Below are 22,410 nucleotides of genomic sequence, written 5' to 3' on the forward strand. Positions count from 1 at the left end.
ACATCAGCAGGAGTTACAATGGCTAAGCGCATTTTGGTTGTGGAAGATGAAGCCCCTATCCGTGAAATGCTGTGTTTCGTTCTGGAGCAGAACGACTACCAGCCCATTGAGGCCGAGGATTATGACAGCGCGATAGGGAAACTGATTGAGCCCTGGCCAGATCTGATCCTGCTGGACTGGATGCTGCCAGGCGGCAGCGGCATTCAGTTTATCAAGCACCTGAAGCGCGAAGCGTTAACGCGCGATATCCCGGTGATGATGCTGACGGCGCGCGGCGAAGAGGAAGATCGCGTGCGCGGGCTGGAAGTGGGCGCGGACGACTATATTACCAAGCCCTTCTCGCCGAAAGAGCTGATGGCGCGCATCAAAGCGGTGATGCGCCGCATTTCGCCGATGGCGGTGGAAGAGGTGATCGAGATGCAGGGCCTGAGCCTGGATCCGTCGTCGCACCGCGTAATGTCGGAGTCGACGCCGCTGGAGATGGGGCCGACCGAATATAAGCTGCTGCACTTCTTTATGACCCATCCCGAGCGGGTTTACAGCCGCGAACAGCTGCTGAACCACGTCTGGGGCACCAATGTTTATGTGGAGGATCGCACCGTTGACGTGCATATCCGCCGCTTACGCAAGGCGCTGGAACTCTCCGGCCACGATCGCATGGTTCAAACCGTTCGCGGAACGGGGTATCGTTTCTCCGCCCGCTACTAAACGGAGTTGCCACCGTGCTGGAACGACTCTCCTGGAAGAGACTGCTCTCCGAGCTGGCGCTGGCCTGCCTGCCGGCGCTGATTATCGGACTGATTTTCGGCTATCTGCCCTGGCTGCTGCTGCTCAGCGTGCTGGCGGTGCTGCTGTGGCACTTCTATAATCTGATGCGTCTGTCGCACTGGCTGTGGGTGGATCGCACCATGACCCCGCCCACCGGTCAGGCGAGCTGGGAGCCGCTGTTTTACGGCCTCTATCAGATGCAGCTGCGCAACCGGCGGCGGCGGCGCGAGCTGGGCAACCTGATCAAACGTTTTCGCAGCGGCGCCGAAACCCTGCCCGACGCGGTGGTGCTGACCACGGAAGAGGGCACCATATTCTGGTGCAACGGGCTGGCGCAGCAGCATCTCGGCCTGCGCTGGCCAGAAGACAACGGCCAGAACATCCTCAATTTGCTGCGCTACCCGGAATTCTCCCGCTATATTCGCCAGCGCGACTTCAATAAGCCCCTCACCCTGATCCTCAATAACCAGCACCATATGGAGTTCCGCGTGATGCCCTACAGCGAAGGGCAGTGGCTGATGGTGGCGCGCGACGTCACGCAGATGCATCAGCTGGAAGGGGCGCGGCGTAACTTCTTCGCCAACGTCAGCCACGAGCTGCGCACGCCGCTAACGGTGCTGCAGGGCTATCTGGAGATGATGAACGACTCGGTGATGAACGAGCGTTCGCGCGGCAAAGCGCTGCAAACCATGCAGGAGCAGACGCGCCGCATGGACAGCCTGGTGCGCCAGCTGCTGACGCTGTCGCGCATCGAGGCCGCGCCGGCGATCGATATGAAAGAGACCGTGGACGTGCCGATGATGCTACTGCTGCTGCAGCGCGAAGCGGAGACGCTAAGCGGCGGCCGTCATAGCATCCATTTTCATACCGACCCGCACCTTAAGGTGCTCGGCGACGACGATCAGCTGCGCAGCGCCCTCTCTAATCTGGTCTATAACGCGGTAAACCACACGCCCGAGGGCACGCGCATCGACATCAGCTGGCTACGCAACCGCCAGGGCGCGCAGTTCAAGGTGTGCGACAACGGGCCAGGCATCCCCGTCGAGCATCTGCCGCGCCTGACCGAACGCTTCTACCGCGTGGATAAGGCGCGCTCGCGCGCCACCGGCGGCAGCGGACTGGGGCTGGCGATCGTCAAGCACGCCCTCAGCCACCATAACGCGCGGCTGGAGATCACCAGCATTCCCGATAAAGAGACCTGTTTTACCTTTACGCTGCCGTCGAGGTTGATCGTCAGCGCGGGATTACAGGAGAATGCTGTCCATTAATCCTTAATGGAATCGGTTATGCGCGCCTTGCTGCTGTTGCTTTCTCTCTTCACGCCCGCCGTGGTTTCGGCGGCGCCGCAGCCCGAAATGCTGGCCGGCAACCTCAGCAGCGTCGGCTCCGACACGCTGGGCACGCTGATGATGCTGTGGAGCGAGGATTTCAGCGCGCGCGCGCCGGGGGTGAATCTGCAGGTGCAGGCCTCCGGCTCCTCGACCGCGCCCACCGCGCTGGCGGCGGGCGCGGCGCAGCTCGGCCCGATGAGCCGCCCGATGCAGGCGGAAGAGCGCCAGCTGTTTCAGGCGCGCTATGGCTATGCGCCGCTTGCCGTGCCGGTGGCGCTCGACGCGCTGGTGGTGGTGGTCAATCAGCGCAATCCGCTGACGCAGATCGCCGCGCGCCAGCTGGATGCGGTTTTCTCCATCACGCGCCTGTGCGGCGCCACGCAGCAGCCGACGCGCTGGGGCGATCTCGGCGTGCGTCAGCCCGACTGGGCGCGCCGTCCGCTGCAGCGCTACGGGCGCAACTCCGCCTCGGGCACCTGGGGCTTCTTTAAGCAGCAGGCGCTGTGCAACGGCGATTTCCGCGCCGACGTGGCGGAGTTTCCCGGCTCGGCCGCCGTGGTGCAGGCGGTTGCCGCCAACCCGCGCAGTATCGGCTACGCCAGCTTCGGCTTTCATCTCAGCGGCGTGAAGATGCTCGCCGTGGCCGACGCGCAGGGCGAGGCGGTGGCGCCGGACGCCGACTCTATCCGCAGCGGCCGCTATCCCTGGGCGCGCCCGCTCTATCTCTACGTTAACAAAGCGCCGGGCAAACCGCTGCCGCCGCTGGTGGACGCCTTTCTGCATCAGGTGCTGTCGCCCCAGGGCCAGCAGCGCGTCAGCGAGGCGGGCTATCTGCCGCTCTCTTCCGCGCAGCGTGCGCAGGCATTGCAGGCTATTGAGGCGAAGTAAGCGCTAACATGAATTTATTTCATCTCCACTGAATTTTCTTCTGTTGCACACAGGGCGCGCCCGTGTCACTCTCAACGCAGACGTTTAGCCATCCAGATGGCTGCACATAACTTAGCGAAATTATCCCGCGACGTCACTAATCGTCAGGGTGCCAGGAGTAGAGATGACCGCACAGACCGCCCCGTTCCGCGCCGATACCGTCGGCAGTTTCCTGCGTCCAGCCGCCATTAAAAACGCGCGCGAGCAGTATGCCGCCGGCCAAATCGACAAAGCCGCGCTGACCCGCATTGAAGACGAAGCGATTCGCGACGTGGTGAGCAAGCAGATCGCCAACGGCCTGCAGGTGGTGACCGACGGCGAGTTCCGCCGCGCCTGGTGGCACTTCGACTTTTTCGGCGGCCTGGAGGGCGTTGAGCTGTTCGAAGCCGATCAGGGCATTCAGTTCAACGGCGTGCAGACCAAAGCGCACGGCGTGCGCGTGGTGGGCAAGCTCGGCTTCCGCGATCACCCGATGCTGGAGCACTTCCGCTTTCTGCAGAGCGTCGCGGGCGACGCGGTGCCGAAAATGACCATTCCCAGCCCGAGCGTGCTGCATTTCCGCGGCGGTCGCAAGGTGATCGACGAGACGGTCTATCCCGATCTGGCGGCGTACTTCGACGATCTGGCGGAAACCTATAAAACGGCGATCAAAGCCTTTTACGACGCGGGCTGCCGCTATCTGCAGCTCGACGACACCGTCTGGGCCTACCTCTGCTCGGAAGATCAGAAGCGTCAGATCCGCGAGCGCGGCGACGATCCCGAGCAGCTGGCGCAAACCTATGCTCGCGTGCTTAACAAGGCGCTGGAGGGCAAACCCGCCGATCTCACCGTGGGCCTGCACGTCTGTCGCGGCAACTTCCGCTCGACCTGGATTTCAGAAGGCGGCTATGAGCCGGTGGCGGAGATCCTGTTCGGCGGCGTCAATATCGACGCCTTCTTCCTTGAGTATGACAACGAGCGCTCGGGCGGTTTCGAACCGCTGCGCTTTATCAAGCCGGGCCATCAGAAAGTGGTGCTGGGGCTGGTGACCACCAAAAACGGCGAGCTGGAAGATCCGGCGCAGGTGAAGGCGCGCCTGCAGGAGGCGGCGAAATTCGTTAGCCTCGACCAGATTTGCCTCAGCCCGCAGTGCGGTTTCGCCTCTACCGAAGAGGGCAACAGCCTGAGCGAAGAGCAGCAGTGGGCGAAGATCCGCCTGGTGGTCGATATCGCTGGTCAGGTGTGGTAATGCTGTAAACTTGTGCAAACAGGCGCGTAAAACGCGCCTTTTGTGCATCAGGATGCGCACTTACGCTGAAATTTCTTACGCGCTGGAGAAAAAATAAGCACATCATCTGATGCCCTGCGGAGATATATCCGAGATATTCACTGGTTTTGCCCTGTTTTCCGTCATAACCTTCTGGTTTTCCGATCCCGTATTGCCTTTCTCCGCTATAAACGTTCTACTTACGGCCGTTGTCGTATCATCCCACTTGTGAACAGAACAAAAGCAGCTTAATTCACCTGCGCGACACGATTAAGGCAAGCACAATGCGCTGGCATCGTGCGCTAAGTCGTTGTCAACGCGCGGTCTGGGGACAACATAAACCCAACTTCCACCGCAACACTCGTAACAGGCAATACAGTTGTATGACACATCGTTTAACCTCGAAGGATATCCTCGCGCTGGGCTTTATGACGTTTGCCCTGTTTGTTGGCGCGGGTAACATTATTTTCCCCCCGATGGTCGGTATTCAGTCAGGCGAACACGTCTGGACCGCCGCCGTTGGCTTCCTGATCACCGCGGTTGGCCTGCCGGTGATGACCGTTATCGCGCTGGCGCGCGTCGGCGGCGGGGTTGACGCGCTCAGCAGGCCGATCGGCAAAGGCGCCGGCCTGCTGCTGGCCACCGTCTGCTATCTGGCGGTGGGTCCGCTGTTCGCCACGCCGCGCACCGCTACCGTGTCGTTCGAGATGGGCATTGCGCCGCTGACCGGCGATGGCGAGCTGCCGCTGTTCATCTATAGCCTGATCTATTTCGTGCTGGTGATTGGCGTGTCGCTCTATCCGGGCAAGCTGCTCGATACCGTGGGCCACTTCCTCGCGCCGCTGAAGATCGTGGCGCTGACGGTGCTCGGCGTCGCGGCGCTGATCTGGCCGGCGGGCACCACCGCGCCCGCCACGGAAGATTATCAGCGCGCCGCCTTCTCCAGCGGCTTCGTTAACGGCTATCTGACCATGGATACGCTGGGCGCGCTGGTGTTCGGCATCGTGATCGTCAACGCGGCGCGCTCGCGCGGCGTTGAGAGCGCCAGCCTGCTGACCCGCTACACCATTCTGGCCGGCCTGATCGCCGGCGTCGGCCTGACGCTGGTCTACCTGAGCCTGTTTAAGCTCGGCAACGGCAGCGGGGCGCTGGTGGCGCAGAGCGCCAACGGCGCGGCGATCCTGCACGCCTACGTGCAGCAGACCTTCGGCGGCATGGGCAGCTTCTTCCTCGCGGCGCTGATTTTCGTCGCCTGCATGGTGACGGCGGTCGGCCTCACCTGCGCCTGTGCGGAATTTTTTGCGCAATACCTGCCGTTGTCGTATAAAGCACTGGTCTTTATTCTGGGTCTCTTCTCGATGGTGGTGTCAAACCTCGGTCTGAGCCATCTGATCCAGATTTCGATTCCGGTGCTGACGGCGATCTATCCGCCGTGCATCGTGCTGATTGTGCTGAGTTTCACCCTGAACTGGTGGAACAAGAGCAGCCGACTGATTGCGCCGACCATGCTGGTCAGCCTGATTTTCGGCATTATCGACGGCGTGAAAACCACCGGATTGAAAGATATGCTGCCGGCGTTTAGCCAGCATCTGCCGCTGGCGGATCAGGGACTTGCCTGGTTGCCGCCTTCGCTGGTGATGCTGCTGGTCGCGGCGATTGTGGATCGCGTGAAAGGACGCGAGCAGGTTACGGCTCACTCGTAACCGCCACAGCTGTTTACTCTGACCACGGGCTTGCCCGTGGTTTTTCTTTTCACAGGTACAGGTTGTTATGCAAGAAACCAATAAGCTCAAACGCGGACTGAGCACGCGCCACATCCGTTTTATGGCGCTGGGATCGGCGATTGGCACCGGACTGTTCTACGGGTCAGCGGATGCCATCAAGATGGCGGGGCCGAGCGTGCTGCTCGCCTATATTATCGGCGGCGCGGTGGCCTATATCATTATGCGCGCGCTGGGCGAGATGTCGGTGAATAACCCGCAGGCCAGCTCGTTTTCGCGCTACGCGCAGGATTATCTCGGGCCGCTGGCGGGCTATATCACCGGCTGGACCTACTGCTTTGAGATCCTGATCGTCGCCATCGCCGACGTCACCGCCTTCGGCATCTATATGGGCGTCTGGTTCCCAGAGGTGCCGCACTGGATATGGGTGCTGAGCGTGGTGCTGATTATCGGCGCGGTCAACCTGATGAGCGTGAAGGTGTTCGGCGAAGTAGAGTTCTGGTTCTCTTTCTTTAAGGTCGCCACCATCGTGGTGATGATCGTCGCCGGGTTCGCCATGATTATCTGGGGCATCGGCAACGGCGGTCAGCCGACCGGCATCCATAACCTGTGGAGCAACGGCGGCTTCTTCGCCCACGGCGTGGTCGGCATGCTGCTGTCGCTGCAGATGGTGATGTTCGCCTACGGCGGCATCGAGATTATCGGCATTACCGCCGGCGAAGCGAAAGATCCGGCGCAGTCGATTCCGCGTGCCATTAATTCGGTGCCGATGCGTATTCTGGTGTTTTACGTCGGCACGCTGTTCGTCATCATGTCGATTTATCCGTGGAACCAGGTCGGCACTGACGGCTCGCCTTTTGTTCTGACCTTCCAGCATCTCGGCATCGCCGCGGCAGCCTCGATCCTCAATTTCGTGGTGCTGACGGCGTCGCTGTCGGCGATCAACAGCGACGTGTTCGGCGTCGGCCGCATGCTGCACGGTATGGCGCAGCAGGGCCACGCGCCGAAGATGTTTATGAAGGTCTCCGCGCGCGGTATTCCGTGGGTGACGGTGGTGGTGATGATGGCGGCGATGCTGATTGCGGTTTATCTCAACTATCTGATGCCGGAGAAGGTGTTCCTGGTGATCGCCTCGCTGGCGACCTTCGCCACCGTCTGGGTGTGGATTATGATCCTGCTGTCGCAGATCGCCTTCCGCCGCAAGATCGGCAAAGAGGCGGCGAGCAAGCTGCAGTTCGCGGTGCCGGGCGGCATCTGGACCTCGCTGTTCGGCGTGCTGTTCCTCGCCTTTATCATCGCGCTGATCGGCTACTTCCCCGATACGCGGATTTCGCTCTATGTGGGGCTGGTGTGGATTGTGCTGCTGCTGGCGGGTTATAAGCTGGTGCGTAAAGCTTAATTTAGCTACGGCAAGGATTGCCTTTCCGCCTGAAGCGTCGTGCCAGCGCGCCAGGCATAGCCCGATCGCAAAGACGCAAAAAGCGGCATCCCTGCCAGCTCGGCCCGCGCGATTACGCACCTCATCCCTGAGGTGCGCCCGTAGCCGGGCTAACGCGTTGCGTTATTCAAAAACGCTCCCGGCGTTTTTGTCCCTGGCGCGGGACGCTTTGCTCTTCGGGCTTTGCCTGTCACGTATGGATTACGAGCCGTCTGTTTTAGTAGCCTACCAGCGGCTGCCCAGCGCGATTTCCACCCCTTGCGGGCTCAGATGGTTGTTATCGTAGTAGAGCGGCAGCCCTTGCCAGGTCACCAGACAGCCGCTGCGGTTGCATAAATTTTCCCGTAGCGACACCACGCGCACATCGCGCTGTTCATAGCCGCGCAGCAGCCGCGTCAGCGCATCTTCCGGCAGCGAATAGCGCGTGGTGCGTTCGTTCTGCGTCGGCAGCGTTTTCCAGTCGCTTAGCCACTGGCTCAGCTCGCGGCGCAGCGGCATATTGCGGTTGTTGCTGTAGCGCAGGGCATCCAGCGACAGCGACGGCGCGTCCTCTATCAGCACCACTTTTTTGCCCGCCTGCCGCAGCTGAGCGATGACTGCGTCCATGCCCTGTTTCAGGGCGCTGAGGTTGTCTTTGTCAGGGTGGTTGATGTCGCGATAACCGGCGCCGGGCAGAGTTTCAATGCCCGACGCCCAGAAGGCGGTCATCACCACTTCGCTGATGCGATCGCTCAAGAGTTCTTTCATCACCGCGTCATTAAACGCCGCGCACTGCTTCGCGTGCGCGGGCTGCTGGTAGACCGCGCGCGTGACCCCCGCCGCCAGCAGCGGGCAGGTCGCTTTGGTGAGCTGATAGAGCGGTTTTTGCTGCGCCTCGGCGTAGCGCGCGACGGCGGTGCGCATCGCGGCGGCATGGCTGTCCCCCACCAGCGCGACGCCAGGACGGGAGGCGTCTGGCTGACAGCGTTTATCCTGCGACGGCAGGTTAGGGCCGGCATCAAGCAGGCAGGGATTGGTCTGGGCGGCGATTTTATAGGCTTCGCTGCTGATCACTTTGTCATTGACGCGCCAGGTCATGCCGCCGCTGGCCCACAGGCCCACCATCGCCGCCGCCGCGGCCACCGACATTAAGCAGTAGGTAGGGATGACGCTGCGCGGCTTTCTGACCGGACGGCGGAACGGCTGTTCGACATAGCGCCATGAGAGCCAGGCGACGACCAGCGCAAGCGCGCTGACGCCCAGCCCCTGCGAGACGCTGAGCGGGCCGTCGCTGCAGATGCGCGCCAGCGCCAGCAGCGGCCAGTGCCACAGATACCAGGAGTAGGAGATTTTGCCGATAAAGCGCATCGGCGCGTTTTCCAGCACCAGGCGGCTGAGCGCGCCGCGCGCCGCGATCAGCAGGCAGGCCGCCAGCACCGGCAGCAGCGCCAGATAGCCGGGAAAGGCGTCGTTTTTGTTGAGCGTCAGGGCGCAATACGCCGTCAGCGCCAGTCCGGCAAGGGTAAAGAGATTGGCCCAGCGGCCGCTGAGCGGCTGCGGTTTCCACAGCGCTAGCAGGACGCCCGCGCCCAGTTCCCAGGCGCGCGTCGGCAGCAGATAGAACGCCTGCGAGCTGTTTTGCGGCGTCAGCCAGATGCAGCCCGCCAGCGACAGCAGGCTCAGCAGTAGCACTAGCCCCGCCATGGATCGGCGCAGCCTGGCCGCCAGCAGCAAGACAAACGGCAGCGCGACATAAAATTGCTCTTCGATCCCCAGCGACCAGCTCATCAGCAGCGGATTTAAATCCGCCGACGCGCTGAAATAATCGCTGCCCTTGAGCAGAATAATATTCGGCACCGAGAGAAAGACGCCGAAGCTGTATTTCGCCAGCTGGCCATATTCGAGCGGCGACAGCAGGAAATAGCCGATAAACAGCAGGCTGAACAGCATCACCATCAGGGCAGGCGCGATGCGGCGAATGCGTCGCACATAGAACGAATAAAATGAGAACTGGCCGGACGCGATATCACGGCTCAGGATGCCGCCGATCAGAAAGCCAGAGATAACAAAGAATATATCGACGCCCGCGTAGCCGCCGGGCAGGGCGCTGACGCCCGCGTGAAACAGCACCACCAGCAGGATGGCGACGGCGCGCAGGCCATCGATATCCGCACGATAACCCTGTATAGAGCGTGTTTTCATTATCGGATCCCCGAGTATCGATAAACGTATTGAATACCGCTTGTATCGTTAACGCGCCGCCAATAAAGAAATCGGCGAATCCAGTCGCCGAATTAAGCAAAAAAACAAAAAAATAATGATAAAGGGATGATTGACGCCGTTATGTTACGTCAAAAAAGCGCGGTGAAATCATGCCGTCGCGAATATAGAAAAGTTCGCACCGACACTGAAAAAACAGTGCAGCAACGATTAAGAAAAAAAGGGCGACTGATTAGCCAGACTAAAGGCGGGTAACGCGAGCAGGGCGCAGACGCGGAGAGCAGGCAGACTCTCCGCATGGCAAACGCTTTTTACGGGCAATGTCAGGCTTCGGCGACAGCATCCGGCCCGAGCAGCGTGTTAATTTGCGCATAGATAGCCGGGTTGGCCAGCAGCACCGGATTGCCGTTCTTCAGACCATCGTTGGCCAGATAGTCGTTGACGACGCCGCCCGCCTCGCGCATCAGCACGATGCCCGGCAGGCTGTCCCAGGGGTTCATATGCGCTTCGTAGTAGCCGATCAGACGGCCCGCCGCCGCCCAGGCGGTGGTCAGCGCGCCGGAGCCGATGCGCACAAACATGCCGCCCTGCTCAAGCAGCCCCTGAATAACGCCTGCGGTCTGCGCGGCTGGCGTGCGGCTGGAGTTGCTGATGCCCAGCACGCCCTCGCTGAGATGCTGCGCGCCGTGCGCCTGCAGGCGCGTGTCGTTCATCCAGGCGCCGTGGCCGGCGCGGGCGTGAAACAGCTCCTGATGGTTTGGGTCGCACACCACGCCGATCAGCGCCTCGCCGTCGCACAGCACCGCCAGCGACACGCACCAGTTATGCAGGCCGTTAAGGAAGCAGGCGGTGCCGTCGATGGGGTCGACCACCCAAACCCAGCGCGCGCCCTCGACCACGCCGCCGCTCTCTTCCCCCAGCACCGCGTCGTCCGGGAAGCGCTCGGCGATCAGCGTCTTAATCAGCGCTTCTACGTTGCGGTCCGCCTCGCTGACCACATCCTGTAAATCCCGCTTGTGTTCCACCACCAGCTGCTGGCGCTGCTGATACCATGCATAGGCGCGGCTGGCAGCCGCACGGGCGATTTCGCACGCGTGGTGATAACGCGCGTCTGTTTCAGTTTGCGAAGCGGATGACATCCTTTCCCTCTTATGGTTTGTCACGCGGCTGAATCGATCATTCGCCGGAAATAGCGCGCCGCGGACGCGCTATTGATAAGCAGGGTTTCATTAAGCCGTAAATGGGCAGGGCTGGCAAGTCGGGAAAAGCTCAGAGCGTTTTGCTGGTCGCCAGCACCATCAGGCGCGGATAGAAGCGGAAAAACAGCTGCTCCAGCTGGTCGTAGTGCGCGGTGAAGTCGTGATAGGAGTCGCGCAGCGAGGCGAGGCGCGGTCGGCGCTGCGCCATGCCGCTCAGCACGCGCGCCAGGCGCGCCGGTTCGGCGTAGTGTTCAAACCAGCGCTCGCGCCACATCACGGCGTTCAGCGCCTGAAAGCCCTCCGGCGTGCCCGCCAGCTGCGGCACGATGCGCTGTTCGGCAAAGCGCGAGAAGGCCGCCAGCGAGCGATCCGGGCAGAGGCTCTCCCAGTGACGCGCGAGAAAGTGATCCCACACCACGTCGAGCGTAATCGGCGCCACGCGGCGCGTTTCCGCGCGAAACAGCGGACGCGCCTCCTGCACTTCGGGCAGGGCGTCGGTCATCGCGTCAAGACGACGATGCATCAGAATGCCGTCAGCGACCGGCGTCGGCCACTGCTGGTGCGGATTGCCGCGCACGAAATCCGCCAGCAGGTTGCCAAGCAGCGAGCTTTCGGCGAGGTGAGCGAGGTGAAGATGAGCGAGAAAGTTCATGCCGCATTATAGCCAGAAGTGCGAAGGCGCAGCCAGTTGTTCAGAATTGGCCGCTTTTCCGCTAAACTGTGCCGCCTGTTTTTATGCCTGAGTAAGAAGTTAGCCATGCGTGTCGCCGATTTTACGTTTGAGTTGCCTGAATCCCTTATCGCCCACTATCCGCAGGCGCAGCGCAGCGGTTGTCGCCTGCTGTCGCTGGACGGTCCGAGCGGGCAGCTGACGCACGGGGTGTTTACCGACGTGCTGGAGAAGCTCAATCCCGGCGATCTGCTGGTGTTTAACAATACACGGGTGATCCCGGCGCGCGTCTTCGGCCGCAAGGCGAGCGGCGGCAAAATCGAAATGCTGGTGGAGCGCATGCTCGACGACAAGCGCGTGCTGGCGCACGTGCGCGCCTCTAAAGCGCCGAAGCCCGGCGCGCAGCTGCTGCTCGGCGATGACGAGAGCGTCAAGGCGACCATGGTGGCGCGCCACGACACCCTGTTCGAAATCGCCTTTGAAGACGACCGCGCGGTGCTGGATATTCTCAACAGCGTCGGCCATATGCCGCTGCCGCCCTATATCGATCGTCCCGACGAAGAGGCGGATCGCGAGCTCTATCAGACCGTCTACAGCGCCCGTCCTGGCGCGGTGGCGGCGCCCACCGCCGGTTTGCACTTCGACGAACCGCTGCTGGCGGCGCTGCGCGACAAGGGCGTCGAGATGGCGTTCGTTACGCTGCACGTCGGCGCGGGCACCTTTCAGCCGGTGCGCGTCGACAGCATCGAAGAGCATGTGATGCACTCTGAATATGCCGAAGTGCCGCAGGAGGTGGTCGACGCGGTGCTGGCGTGCAAAGCGCGCGGCAATAAAGTGGTCGCCGTCGGCACTACCTCGGTGCGTTCGCTGGAGAGCGCCGCGCAGGCGAGCAAAGAGGCGCTTATCGCGCCGTTCTTCGACGATACGCAGATTTTTATCTATCCCGGCTACCAGTATCAGGTGATTGACGCGCTGATCACCAATTTCCATCTGCCGGAATCGACCCTGATTATGCTGGTGTCCGCCTTTGCCGGCTATCAGCACACCATGGCGGCCTATCAGGCAGCGGTGGCGGAAGCCTATCGCTTCTTCAGCTACGGCGACGCCATGTTTATCACCAAAAATCCGCAGGCGCCGACGGAAAAAGTCGGCGGCTGATGACGTCCGGTTTACGGCGCTGCCGTAAACTGCTTGTTTAACCATCGCATCAGACTGTTTCTCTGATGGAGGCTTTGTGAAGTTTGAACTCGACACAACCGACGGGCGCGCGCGCCGTGGCCGTCTGATTTTCGATCGCGGCGTGGTGGAAACCCCGGCGTTTATGCCTGTGGGCACCTACGGCACGGTAAAAGGCATGACGCCGGAAGAGGTGCAGGAGACCGGCGCGCAGATTATCCTCGGCAACACCTTCCATCTCTGGCTGCGTCCTGGCCAGGAGATCATGAAGCTGCACGGCGACCTGCATGACTTTATGCAGTGGAAAGGGCCGATTCTGACCGACTCCGGTGGCTTCCAGGTGTTCAGCCTCGGCGATATTCGCAAGATCACCGAAGCGGGCGTGCACTTCCGCAACCCGATCAACGGCGATCCGATCTTCCTCGATCCCGAAAAGTCGATGGAGATCCAGTTCGATCTGGGATCGGACATCGTAATGATCTTCGACGAGTGCACGCCATACCCGGCGGACTGGGACTACGCGAAGCGCTCGATGGAGATGTCGCTGCGCTGGGCGCAACGCAGCCGCGATCGCTTCGACAGCCTGGGCAACAAGAACGCGCTGTTCGGCATTATCCAGGGCTCTGTTTACGAAGATTTACGTGATGTCTCAGTCAAAGGTCTGGTAGAGATTGGCTTTGATGGGTACGCTGTGGGCGGCCTGGCGGTCGGCGAGCCGAAAGAGGATATGCACCGCATCCTCGAGCACGTTTGTCCGCAGATCCCGCAGGATAAACCGCGTTATTTGATGGGCGTCGGCAAGCCGGAAGATCTGGTGGAAGGCGTACGTCGCGGCGTGGATATGTTTGACTGCGTGATGCCGACGCGCAACGCGCGCAACGGCCACCTGTTTGTGACCGACGGCGTGGTGAAAATCCGCAACGCGAAGCACAAAGACGACACCTCGCCGCTGGATGCGGAGTGTGATTGCTACACCTGTCGCAATTACAGCCGCGCCTACTTGCATCATCTTGATCGCTGTAACGAAATACTCGGCGCGCGCCTGAATACCATTCATAACCTGCGCTACTACCAGCGCCTGATGGCAGGTTTACGCCAGGCTATCGAAGAGGGTAAATTGGAGCGCTTTGTTAGCGAGTTCTACCAACGGACGGGCAAAGCGGTTCCGCCGTTAAACGTCTGATAATTCTATCAATGAGGGAAATTAAATGAGCTTTTTCATTTCTGACGCCGTGGCTGCCGCAGGTGCACCGTCGCAGGGAAGTCCGTATTCTCTGGTGATCATGCTGGTGGTGTTTGGCCTGATTTTTTACTTCATGATCCTGCGTCCGCAGCAGAAGCGTGCGAAAGAGCACAAAAAGCTGATGGAGTCTATCTCTAAAGGCGACGAAGTGCTGACCAGCGGTGGCCTGGTAGGCCGCGTCACTAAAGTTTCCGAGACGGGCTATGTCTCTATCGCCCTGAATGAAACCAACGAAGTGGTTATCAAACGTGATTTCGTGGCTGCCGTCCTGCCGAAAGGTACGATGAAGGCGCTCTAATATTTACTTCCCTAAGGGAACTGCCGTGTTAAATCGTTATCCTTTGTGGAAGTACGTGATGCTGGTCGTCGTGATTCTCGTCGGCCTGCTCTATGCGCTTCCCAACCTGTATGGTGAGGATCCGGCCGTTCAGATCACTGGCGCGCGCGGCGGCGCCGCCAGTGAGCAAACGTTGGATCAAATTCAGAACCTGTTAAAACAAGAGAATATCCAGAGCAAATCCCTCGCGCTGGAAAACGGCGCCATTCTGGCGCGCTTCGCCAATACGGATGTGCAGCTGCGCGCCCGTGAAGCGATTGTGAATAAGCTTGGCGAGAACTACGTCGTCGCGCTCAACCTCGCGCCGGCAACGCCGCGCTGGCTGAGTATGCTGGCGGCTGAGCCGATGAAGCTCGGTCTGGATCTGCGCGGTGGCGTGCACTTCCTGATGGAAGTGGATATGGACACCGCGCTGGGCAAGCTGCAGGAGCAGAATGCCGACAGCCTGCGCAGCGACCTGCGCGAAAAGAATATCCCCTATACCAACGTCAATAAAATCGCCAACTACGGCGTGGAAATCCGTTTCCGCGACGGCAGCAGCCGCGACGCGGCGATTAGCTGGCTCTCTGGCCGCCATCGCGACATGGTGATCTCCTCTAGCGGCAGCGACGGCCTGCGTGCGGTGATGAGCGACGCGCGTCTCAGCGAAGCGCGCGAATACGCCGTTCAGCAGAACATCACCATCCTGCGTAACCGCGTTAACCAGCTCGGCGTTGCCGAACCGCTGGTGCAGCGTCAGGGCACTGACCGCATCGTGGTTGAACTGCCGGGCATTCAGGACACCGCGCGCGCCAAAGAGATCCTCGGCGCTACCGCGACGCTGGAGTTCCGTCTGGTGAATACCACTGCCGATCCGACCGCTGCCGCCAACGGCCGTGTGCCGGGCGACTCGGAAGTGAAGCAGACGCGCGAAGGTCAGCCTGTTGTGCTCTACAAGCGCGTGATCCTGACCGGTGACCATATCACCGACTCGACCTCGAGCATGGACGAGTACAACCAGCCGCAGGTCAATATCTCCCTGGACGGCGCGGGCGGCAATATCATGTCGAACTTCACCAAGGACAATATCGGCAAGCCGATGGCGACCCTGTTCGTGGAGTATAAAGACAGCGGTAAGAAAGACGCCAACGGCCGCGCGGTGCTGGTGAAACAGGAAGAGGTGATTAACGTCGCCAATATCCAGTCTCGCCTCGGCAACAGCTTCCGCATCACCGGCATCAACAACCCGAACGAAGCGCGTCAGCTTTCGCTGCTGCTGCGTGCGGGCGCGCTGATTGCGCCGATTCAGATCGTGGAAGAGCGCACCATTGGCCCGACCATGGGCGCGCAGAATATCACCCAGGGGCTTGAAGCCTGCCTGTGGGGTCTGATCGCCTCGATTCTGTTTATGGTGGTGTTCTATAAAAAGTTCGGCCTGATCGCTACCAGCGCGCTGCTCTGCAACCTGGTGCTGATTGTCGGCATTATGTCGCTGCTGCCGGGCGCCACGCTCACCATGCCGGGCATCGCCGGTATCGTGCTGACGCTGGCGGTGGCGGTGGATGCGAACGTACTGATCAACGAGCGTATCAAGGAAGAGCTGAGAAACGGCCGTTCCGTTCAGCAGGCGATCCATGAAGGCTACAAAGGCGCCTTCTCCAGTATCGTCGATGCGAACGTCACCACGCTGATCAAGGTCATCATCCTGTATGCGGTTGGTACCGGTTCAATTAAAGGCTTTGCGATCACCACCGCGATCGGTATCGCCACCTCGATGTTTACCGCGATCGTTGGAACGCGCGCCATCGTGAACCTGGTGTACGGCGGCAAACGCATCAACAAGCTGTCTATCTGAGGAGTGCGTTGTGGCACAGGAATACAATATTGAACAGCTGAACCACGGGCGTAAAGTCGTCGACTTTATGCGCTGGGACACGCTGGCGTTTATCATCTCGGGCCTGCTGATCGTGGCGTCCATCGCCATGATCTCGGTGCGAGGTTTCAACTGGGGTCTCGATTTTACCGGTGGTACGGTGATCGAGATCGCGCTGGAGAAACCGGCCGAGCTGGATACGCTGCGTGACGGGCTGGAAAAAGCGGGCTATGCCGATCCTATCGTGCAGAACTTCGGCAGCAGCCGCGACGTGATGGTGCGCATGGCGCCGCTGGATGGTCCGGCGGGCCAGGAGCTGGGCAACAAGATCATCACCATCATCAATCAGACCACGCAGCAGAACGCGACCGTGAAGCGCATTGAGTTCGTGGGCCCGAGCGTGGGCAACGACCTGGCGCAGGCGGGTGCGATGGCGCTGCTGGCGGCGCTGATTGCGATCCTGATCTATATCGGCATTCGCTTTGAATGGCGTCTGGCGCTCGGCACCGTGCTGGCACTGGCGCACGACGTGATCATCACCTGCGGCATTTTGTCGCTGGCGCGCATCGAGATCGATCTGACCATCGTCGCCTCGCTGATGTCGGTGATCGGCTACTCGCTCAACGATAAAATCGTGGTTTCCGACCGTATTCGTGAGAACTTCCGCAAGATCCGCCGCGGCTCCTCTTACGATATCACCAACGTGTCGCTGACCCAGACGCTGAGCCGTACCCTGATCACCTCACTGACCACGCTGGCGATGATCCTGATCCTGTTTATCTTCGGTGGCGCGCTGCTGAAAGGCTTCTCGCTGACGATGCTGATCGGCGTCACCATCGGCACCATCTCGTCGATTTATGTCTCTTCCGCGCTGGCGCTGAAGCTGGGCATGAAGCGCGAGCATATGCTGGTGCAGAAGGTCGAGAAAGAGGGCGCGGATCAGCCCTCTATCCTGCCGTAACGCGCACGCGCGATAATAAAAAAGGGGCTGCCATCTGGCAGCCCCTTTTGTTTGGGCGCGTGGCTTACTGCGGCGGCGCGGCGGGCGCGTCGCCCACCACGTCATGCACGCGCACGAAGCCGATCTGCGACGGCGCGAAGCCGCTCAGACGCAGCGGCACGCTCACCGAGGCGCGCGGCAGCAGGGCGGCCGGCACCTCGATGGTCTGGCTCAGGCTGCTCGCTTCCAGCGGTTTGCCGGTGGCGGGATCCCGCTCGCCCCAGACCACGCGCGCCTGCAGCGCCGGCACCGGCTGGCTGCCGGTCGCGCTGAAGGTGAGCGTGGCGCGCGCGCCGTTCGCTTCCGCCGTCGGGCGCGTCAGCGACAGCCGCAGTGTGCCAAGCTGAGTTTGCAGTTCGACCGGCGTGTTGGCCTGCGGCACCAGCCAGGCGCCCTGCGTCGAGTGGCTGTTGAGCTGCCCCTGGATTTCGATGGCGCCCGCCTGACTGGTCAGGTGACGCATCTGCTGATTCAGCTGGCTCACTTCCTGATGCAGCTGAGTCACTTTCGGGCTGCTGGGCGTCGAGCTACAGCCGCTCAACAGCGCCATCGCGCACGCCAGCGGCGCCCAAACCATCCTGATCATAAAGCCTTCCTTGTACGTTATTTAGGAATACGTAATACCTGGCCTGGATAGATTTTATCAGGGTGCGTCAGCATGGGTTTATTGGCTTCGAAAATCTTGTTGTACTCGTTGGGGTTGCCGTACACGCTTTTCGAGATGGCGCTCAGGGTGTCGCCTTTCTTCACCGTATAGAACTCCGCTTCCGGTGCGTTGTCGGCGGTTTTAACCTGGTCATCGACTTTGGTGATGCCCGCGACGTTACCGGCCGCCACCAAAATTTTCTCTTTCAGCTCCTGAGAAATCCCGTCGCCGCTTACCGTGACGGTGTCGCCGTTAACCGCGACGTTGACTTTGTCGCTATCTGGCAGCCCGAGCTTGTCGATATGATCCTTCAGCTTTTTGCTGGCATCGTCGTGGCCGGACACCGCGTCCCACAGTTTTTCGCCTGCCTCTTTCACAAAGTTGAACAAACCCATAGATATCCTCCAGATGGTTAGGGTGTACGTCGCCTTTCTGACGACAACAGTAAGCATAGACATTTTCTCGCGTCCTCTCCTGCCGCAAGCCAAAAGGCACGCTTATACATTTTGTTGAAAACGCATTCGCGCTACACTGTATGGCTCATTTAGTTAGCGTCAGGAAACGTCATGCACTGCCCATTTTGCTCTGCTGTGGACACTAAAGTCATTGATTCTCGTCTGGTTAGTGAAGGCTCGTCCGTGCGCCGCCGCCGTCAGTGTCTGGTGTGCCATGAGCGCTTCACCACCTTTGAAGTGGCGGAGCTGGTGATGCCGCGGGTAGTGAAAAGCAATGACGTGCGCGAACCCTTTAACGAAGACAAGCTGAGCAGCGGCATGATGAAGGCGCTGGAGAAGCGCCCGGTCAGCGCCGATGCGGTCGAAAGCGCGGTAAACCATATCAAAACGCAGCTGCGCGCCACCGGCGAGCGCGAGATCCCCAGCAAGCTGATCGGCAATCTGGTGATGGACGAGCTGAAAAAGCTCGACAAGGTCGCCTATATTCGCTTCGCCTCGGTCTACCGCAGCTTTGAAGATATCCGCGATTTCGGCGCCGAGATTGCCAGGTTACAGGATTAACCATGACCGATGAACGCTATATGGCGCGCGCGCTGGAGCTGGCGCGGCGCGGCCGTTTTACCACCATGCCGAATCCTAACGTCGGCTGCGTTATCGTGCGCGACGGCGAAGTGGTGGGAGAGGGCTGGCATCAGCGCGCGGGCGAGCCGCACGCCGAGGTGCACGCGCTGCGAATGGCGGGCGAGAAGGCGCGCGGCGCCACCGCTTACGTCACGCTCGAGCCCTGCAGCCACCACGGCCGCACGCCGCCGTGCTGCGACGCGCTGATCGCCGCCGGCGTCAGCCGCGTCGTCGCGGCGATGCAGGATCCCAACCCGCAGGTCGCTGGCCGCGGCCTATATCGGCTGCAGCAGGCGGGCGTTGCGGTGAGCCATGGCCTGATGATGGCGGAAGCGGAGGCGCTGAATCGCGGCTTCCTGAAGCGGATGCGCACCGGTTTCCCCTGGGTTCAGCTCAAGCTCGGCGCCTCGCTGGATGGCCGCACCGCGATGGCCAGCGGCGAGAGCCAGTGGATCACCTCAGCCGCCGCGCGCCGCGATGTGCAGCGGCTGCGGGCGCAGAGCGCCGCGATCCTCAGCAGCAGCGCCACCGTGCTGGCGGACGATCCGTCGCTGACGGTGCGCTGGTCCGAGCTGGACGCGGAGACGCAATCGCTGCTCGACGAAGCGACGCTGCGTCAGCCGCTGCGCGTCATCGTCGACAGCCGCAATCGCGTCACGCCGCAGCACAAACTCATTTCCCAGCCGGGCGAAAGCTGGCTGATGCGCGCCGCGCCGGATGAGCAGCCCTGGCCGGCGAGCGTGACGCAGATCGGCGTGCCGCTGCGCGGCGAGCAGCTGGACCTGGTGGCGCTGATGATGCTGCTGGGTAAAAAGCAGGTGAACAGCCTGTGGGTGGAGGCGGGCGCGTCGCTGGCCGGCGCGCTGCTGCAGGCGGGCGTGGTAGACGAGCTGATCCTCTATCTGGCGCCGACGCTGCTGGGCGACGCCGCGCGCGGACTGTGCCAGCTCCCTGGCCTGCAACAACTGGCTGATGCGCCAGCCTTTTCATTTCGCGACGTGCGCCAGGTCGGCCCCGATCTGCGCCTGACGCTGACGCCGCGCTGAGCGCGGCGGAAAAGCGAGAGCACGCCGCCAAAGAGTGTGATAGAATCCGCCCCCCTGCGGGGCCATAACAAAACCCTGAAAGGATAAGTATGAAAGTTATCGAAGCTGCTGTTGCCACGCCTGAGGCCAATGTCGCCATCGTTATTGCGCGTTTTAACAACTTCATCAACGACAGCCTGCTGCACGGCGCGATCGATGCCCTGAAACGTATCGGTCAGGTGAAAGATGAAAACATCACCGTCGTCTGGGTGCCAGGCGCGTACGAACTGCCGCTGGCAGCCCGCGCGCTGGCGAACAGCGGCAAGCACGACGCCATCGTGGCGCTCGGCACCGTGATCCGCGGCGGCACCGCTCACTTTGAATATGTCGCCGGCGAAGCCAGCTCCGGCATCGCCAACGTCGCGATGACCAGCGAAATCCCGGTAACGTTCGGCGTGCTGACCACGGAAAATATCGAGCAGGCTATTGAGCGTGCCGGTACCAAAGCGGGTAACAAAGGCGCCGAAGCGGCCCTGACCGCACTCGAAATGATTAACGTATTGAAAGCCATCAAAGCCTGATTTTTGTAAGGGGAATTTTGTGAAACCTGCTGCTCGTCGCCGCGCCCGCGAGTGCGCCGTCCAGGCGCTCTACTCCTGGCAGTTGTCTAAGAATGACATTGCCGATGTGGAATACCAGTTTCTGGCGGAACAAGACGTCAAAGACGTCGACATTACCTATTTCCGCGAACTGCTGTCCGGTGTGGCGACCAACAGCGCGTATCTGGATGGGCTGATGAAACCTTACCTGTCGCGTCAGCTGGAAGAGCTGGGCCAGGTTGAAAAAGCAATCCTGCGTATTTCGCTGTTTGAACTGAGCAAGCGCGCTGACGTGCCCTATAAAGTGGCCATCAACGAAGGCATCGAGCTGGCGAAAGTGTTTGGCGCCGAAGACAGCCATAAGTTTGTCAACGGCGTGCTGGACAAAGCCGCTCCACAAATCAGACCCAATCGCAAATAAAGAAAAGGCCAGCTTGCTGGCCTTTTTTCATCAGTAAGCGGAACGCAACCATGTCCTGTGGCGAATTCGAACTCATCGCACGCTATTTCAATCGCAGAACCCGCAGCCGCCGTGACGTCGAGACCGGCATCGGCGACGACTGCGCGCTGATGAGCGTGCCGGAGAAACAGACGCTGGCGATCAGCACCGATACGCTGGTGGCGGGCGTCCACTTTTTACGCGATATCCATCCTGCCGATCTTGGCTATAAAGCGCTGGCGGTTAACCTCAGCGACCTGGCGGCCATGGGCGCCGATCCGGCGTGGCTGACGCTGGCGCTGACCCTGCCGGAAGTTGACGAAGCCTGGCTGAAAGCCTTCAGCGAAAGCCTGTTCGAGCTGCTGGAGTATTACGATATGCAGCTGGTGGGCGGTGATACCACGCGCGGCCCGCTGAGCCTGACGCTGGGCATTCACGGCCTGGTGCCGCAGGGACGCGCGCTGAAACGTTCAGGCGCGAAGCCGGGCGACTGGATCTACGTCACCGGCACGCTGGGCGACAGCGCGGCGGGGCTGGCGCTGCTGCAGCATCATCGCCGCATCGACGATCCGGCGGTGCATGAGGTGCTGATCAAGCGTCATCTGCGCCCGATGCCGCGCATTTTGCAGGGGCAGGCGCTGCGCTCGCTCGCCTCGGCGGCCATCGACCTCTCCGACGGGCTGATTTCCGATCTCGGCCATATTCTCAAGGCCAGCGGCTGCGGCGCGCGGCTCAATCTGGAGGCGTTGCCGCTATCGTCGGCGCTGCGCGACCATTTCGAGCCTGAGCAGGTGCTGCGCTGGGCGCTGAGCGGCGGCGAGGATTACGAACTCTGCTTTACCGTGCCGGAGATGAATCGCGGCGCGCTCGACGTCGCGCTGGGTCATCTCGGCGTGCCCTTTACCTGTATCGGGCAGCTGATGCCGGAAGCGGAAGGGCTGACGCTGCTGGATCACAACAAACCGGTTACCTTCAGCCACAAAGGATTTGATCATTTTGACGCGAAATAAGGATGTGGCGAAGGGTCGCCTGCGGCTGAGCAATCCCTGGCATCTGCTCGCCACCGGCTTCGGCAGCGGCTTAAGCCCCTATGTGCCGGGCACTATGGGGTCGCTGGCGGCGATCCCGTTCTGGTGGCTGATGGCGCGGCTGCCGCAGGATCTCTATTCGCTGATCGTGCTATTGGGCATTAGCATCGGCGTCTATATCTGCCACCGCACCGCCAAAGATATGGGCGTGCACGATCACGGCAGCATCGTCTGGGATGAGTTTATCGGCATGTGGATTACGCTGATGGCGATCCCGACCAACAGCTGGCAGTGGGTGCTGGCCGGTTTTGTGGTGTTCCGCATTTTCGATATGTGGAAACCCTGGCCGATCCGCTGGTTCGATCGCAACGTGCACGGCGGCATGGGGATTATGGTGGACGATATTATCGCCGGCGTGATTTCGGCGGCGCTGCTCTATGGCGCGGGCGTGTGGCTGTCCCCTCCCTTCCCATTGAGCTAATGGCTGCTT

22 protein-coding genes are annotated in these 22,410 nt (G+C 61.0%); 17 read left to right on the forward strand and 5 right to left on the reverse strand.

Going from position 1 to position 22,410, the window contains the following annotated elements; all coding sequences use genetic code 11:
• Window positions 1-18 precede the first annotated feature (18 nt).
• The 6 genes from phoB to proY all read left to right on the forward strand — a co-directional run bounded on the left by phoB (window position 19) and on the right by proY (window position 7,392).
• On the forward strand, window positions 19-708 hold the full coding sequence (gene phoB / locus B2J69_RS10680; RefSeq protein WP_081139275.1) for a phosphate response regulator transcription factor PhoB: 690 nt from the start codon (window positions 19-21) through the stop codon (window positions 706-708).
• A 14-nt stretch (window positions 709-722) separates the two neighbouring features.
• Complete coding sequence (phoR, locus tag B2J69_RS10685) at window positions 723-2,036, forward strand: phosphate regulon sensor histidine kinase PhoR (RefSeq protein ID WP_081139276.1); 1,314 nt, start codon at window positions 723-725, stop codon at window positions 2,034-2,036.
• Window positions 2,037-2,054: 18 nt separating this feature from the next.
• Window positions 2,055-2,987, forward strand: coding sequence for a PstS family phosphate ABC transporter substrate-binding protein (locus B2J69_RS10690; RefSeq protein WP_081139419.1), 933 nt, complete (start codon window positions 2,055-2,057; stop codon window positions 2,985-2,987).
• 163 nt (window positions 2,988-3,150) lie between these two features.
• Window positions 3,151-4,254 carry a cobalamin-independent methionine synthase II family protein gene (locus B2J69_RS10695; protein ID WP_081139277.1) on the forward strand — a complete coding sequence of 368 codons (1,104 nt, stop codon included), beginning with the start codon at window positions 3,151-3,153 and terminating at the stop codon, window positions 4,252-4,254.
• Window positions 4,255-4,655: 401 nt separating this feature from the next.
• Entirely contained in the window at window positions 4,656-5,975 is a 1,320-nt protein-coding gene (brnQ, locus tag B2J69_RS10700) for a branched-chain amino acid transporter carrier protein BrnQ (RefSeq protein ID WP_081139278.1), read from the forward strand.
• 67 nt (window positions 5,976-6,042) lie between these two features.
• Entirely contained in the window at window positions 6,043-7,392 is a 1,350-nt protein-coding gene (gene proY, locus B2J69_RS10705) for a proline-specific permease ProY (RefSeq protein WP_081139279.1), read from the forward strand.
• A 264-nt stretch (window positions 7,393-7,656) separates the two neighbouring features.
• Here proY and B2J69_RS10710 read toward each other — a convergent pair whose 3' ends face one another.
• The 3 genes from B2J69_RS10710 to B2J69_RS10720 form a co-directional block, all read right to left on the reverse strand.
• Window positions 7,657-9,612 (reverse strand): acyltransferase family protein, encoded by a 1,956-nt coding sequence (locus B2J69_RS10710; protein ID WP_081139280.1) that lies wholly within the window; start codon window positions 9,610-9,612, stop codon window positions 7,657-7,659.
• Between the two features lie 341 nt (window positions 9,613-9,953).
• The gene (locus B2J69_RS10715) at window positions 9,954-10,769 is read right to left on the reverse strand and encodes an inositol monophosphatase family protein (RefSeq protein ID WP_081139281.1); all 816 of its coding nucleotides are present in this window, start codon (window positions 10,767-10,769) and stop codon (window positions 9,954-9,956) included.
• 130 nt (window positions 10,770-10,899) lie between these two features.
• Window positions 10,900-11,481: an ACP phosphodiesterase gene (locus B2J69_RS10720; protein WP_081139282.1), complete on the reverse strand. Its 582-nt coding sequence runs from the start codon at window positions 11,479-11,481 to the stop codon at window positions 10,900-10,902.
• 105 nt (window positions 11,482-11,586) lie between these two features.
• On the opposite strand from B2J69_RS10720, the gene queA reads away from it, so the two are divergent.
• The 5 genes from queA (at window position 11,587) to secF (ending at window position 17,068) form a co-directional block, all read left to right on the forward strand.
• Window positions 11,587-12,657, forward strand: coding sequence for a tRNA preQ1(34) S-adenosylmethionine ribosyltransferase-isomerase QueA (gene queA / locus B2J69_RS10725; RefSeq protein WP_081139283.1), 1,071 nt, complete (start codon window positions 11,587-11,589; stop codon window positions 12,655-12,657).
• A 76-nt stretch (window positions 12,658-12,733) separates the two neighbouring features.
• Complete coding sequence (gene tgt / locus B2J69_RS10730) at window positions 12,734-13,858, forward strand: tRNA guanosine(34) transglycosylase Tgt (RefSeq protein WP_081139284.1); 1,125 nt, start codon at window positions 12,734-12,736, stop codon at window positions 13,856-13,858.
• A gap of 25 nt (window positions 13,859-13,883) precedes the next feature.
• Window positions 13,884-14,216: a preprotein translocase subunit YajC gene (yajC, locus tag B2J69_RS10735; protein WP_081139285.1), complete on the forward strand. Its 333-nt coding sequence runs from the start codon at window positions 13,884-13,886 to the stop codon at window positions 14,214-14,216.
• Between the two features lie 25 nt (window positions 14,217-14,241).
• Window positions 14,242-16,089 (forward strand): protein translocase subunit SecD, encoded by a 1,848-nt coding sequence (gene secD / locus B2J69_RS10740; protein WP_081139286.1) that lies wholly within the window; start codon window positions 14,242-14,244, stop codon window positions 16,087-16,089.
• Between the two features lie 10 nt (window positions 16,090-16,099).
• On the forward strand, window positions 16,100-17,068 hold the full coding sequence (gene secF, locus B2J69_RS10745) for a protein translocase subunit SecF (protein ID WP_081139287.1): 969 nt from the start codon (window positions 16,100-16,102) through the stop codon (window positions 17,066-17,068).
• 64 nt (window positions 17,069-17,132) lie between these two features.
• On the opposite strand, the gene B2J69_RS10750 is transcribed toward secF, so the two are convergent.
• Complete coding sequence (locus tag B2J69_RS10750) at window positions 17,133-17,693, reverse strand: SadB/YajI family lipoprotein (protein WP_081139288.1); 561 nt, start codon at window positions 17,691-17,693, stop codon at window positions 17,133-17,135.
• A gap of 17 nt (window positions 17,694-17,710) precedes the next feature.
• Window positions 17,711-18,148 (reverse strand): peptidoglycan-binding protein LysM, encoded by a 438-nt coding sequence (gene lysM / locus B2J69_RS10755; protein WP_081139289.1) that lies wholly within the window; start codon window positions 18,146-18,148, stop codon window positions 17,711-17,713.
• A gap of 171 nt (window positions 18,149-18,319) precedes the next feature.
• Between lysM and nrdR the strand changes: the two genes are divergently transcribed.
• The 6 genes from nrdR to pgpA all read left to right on the forward strand — a co-directional run bounded on the left by nrdR (window position 18,320) and on the right by pgpA (window position 22,401).
• Window positions 18,320-18,769 carry a transcriptional regulator NrdR gene (gene nrdR, locus B2J69_RS10760; RefSeq protein ID WP_033788790.1) on the forward strand — a complete coding sequence of 150 codons (450 nt, stop codon included), beginning with the start codon at window positions 18,320-18,322 and terminating at the stop codon, window positions 18,767-18,769.
• Between the two features lie 2 nt (window positions 18,770-18,771).
• The gene (gene ribD, locus B2J69_RS10765; protein WP_081139290.1) at window positions 18,772-19,875 is read left to right on the forward strand and encodes a bifunctional diaminohydroxyphosphoribosylaminopyrimidine deaminase/5-amino-6-(5-phosphoribosylamino)uracil reductase RibD; all 1,104 of its coding nucleotides are present in this window, start codon (window positions 18,772-18,774) and stop codon (window positions 19,873-19,875) included.
• A gap of 89 nt (window positions 19,876-19,964) precedes the next feature.
• Entirely contained in the window at window positions 19,965-20,435 is a 471-nt protein-coding gene (gene ribH, locus B2J69_RS10770) for a 6,7-dimethyl-8-ribityllumazine synthase (RefSeq protein WP_033752735.1), read from the forward strand.
• 19 nt (window positions 20,436-20,454) lie between these two features.
• Entirely contained in the window at window positions 20,455-20,874 is a 420-nt protein-coding gene (nusB, locus tag B2J69_RS10775; protein ID WP_081139291.1) for a transcription antitermination factor NusB, read from the forward strand.
• 50 nt (window positions 20,875-20,924) lie between these two features.
• Entirely contained in the window at window positions 20,925-21,902 is a 978-nt protein-coding gene (gene thiL, locus B2J69_RS10780) for a thiamine-phosphate kinase (RefSeq protein ID WP_081139292.1), read from the forward strand.
• A complete protein-coding gene (gene pgpA / locus B2J69_RS10785; RefSeq protein ID WP_407944739.1) occupies window positions 21,880-22,401 on the forward strand; it encodes a phosphatidylglycerophosphatase A in 522 nt (173 codons plus the stop codon). The genes thiL and pgpA overlap by 23 nt, the downstream gene beginning before the upstream one ends.
• Window positions 22,402-22,410: the final 9 nt, after the last annotated feature.

This window comes from Pantoea latae, from assembly GCF_002077695.1.
Classification (GTDB): domain Bacteria; phylum Pseudomonadota; class Gammaproteobacteria; order Enterobacterales; family Enterobacteriaceae; genus Pantoea; species Pantoea latae.

What these genes read in the sequence shown, in the direction of transcription:
- phoB (WP_081139275.1), top strand. Translation starts at nt 19, where the DNA reads ATGGCTAAGCGCATTTTGGTTGTGGAAGATGAAGCCCCTATCCGTGAA.
- B2J69_RS10690 (WP_081139419.1), top strand. Translation starts at nt 2,055, where the DNA reads ATGCGCGCCTTGCTGCTGTTGCTTTCTCTCTTCACGCCCGCCGTGGTT.
- B2J69_RS10695 (WP_081139277.1), top strand. Translation starts at nt 3,151, where the DNA reads ATGACCGCACAGACCGCCCCGTTCCGCGCCGATACCGTCGGCAGTTTC.
- brnQ (WP_081139278.1), top strand. Translation starts at nt 4,656, where the DNA reads ATGACACATCGTTTAACCTCGAAGGATATCCTCGCGCTGGGCTTTATG.
- proY (WP_081139279.1), top strand. Translation starts at nt 6,043, where the DNA reads ATGCAAGAAACCAATAAGCTCAAACGCGGACTGAGCACGCGCCACATC.
- B2J69_RS10710 (WP_081139280.1), bottom strand. Translation starts at nt 9,612, where the DNA reads ATGAAAACACGCTCTATACAGGGTTATCGTGCGGATATCGATGGCCTG.
- B2J69_RS10715 (WP_081139281.1), bottom strand. Translation starts at nt 10,769, where the DNA reads ATGTCATCCGCTTCGCAAACTGAAACAGACGCGCGTTATCACCACGCG.
- B2J69_RS10720 (WP_081139282.1), bottom strand. Translation starts at nt 11,481, where the DNA reads ATGAACTTTCTCGCTCATCTTCACCTCGCTCACCTCGCCGAAAGCTCG.
- queA (WP_081139283.1), top strand. Translation starts at nt 11,587, where the DNA reads ATGCGTGTCGCCGATTTTACGTTTGAGTTGCCTGAATCCCTTATCGCC.
- yajC (WP_081139285.1), top strand. Translation starts at nt 13,884, where the DNA reads ATGAGCTTTTTCATTTCTGACGCCGTGGCTGCCGCAGGTGCACCGTCG.
- B2J69_RS10750 (WP_081139288.1), bottom strand. Translation starts at nt 17,693, where the DNA reads ATGATCAGGATGGTTTGGGCGCCGCTGGCGTGCGCGATGGCGCTGTTG.
- lysM (WP_081139289.1), bottom strand. Translation starts at nt 18,148, where the DNA reads ATGGGTTTGTTCAACTTTGTGAAAGAGGCAGGCGAAAAACTGTGGGAC.
- nrdR (WP_033788790.1), top strand. Translation starts at nt 18,320, where the DNA reads ATGCACTGCCCATTTTGCTCTGCTGTGGACACTAAAGTCATTGATTCT.
- ribD (WP_081139290.1), top strand. Translation starts at nt 18,772, where the DNA reads ATGACCGATGAACGCTATATGGCGCGCGCGCTGGAGCTGGCGCGGCGC.
- ribH (WP_033752735.1), top strand. Translation starts at nt 19,965, where the DNA reads ATGAAAGTTATCGAAGCTGCTGTTGCCACGCCTGAGGCCAATGTCGCC.
- thiL (WP_081139292.1), top strand. Translation starts at nt 20,925, where the DNA reads ATGTCCTGTGGCGAATTCGAACTCATCGCACGCTATTTCAATCGCAGA.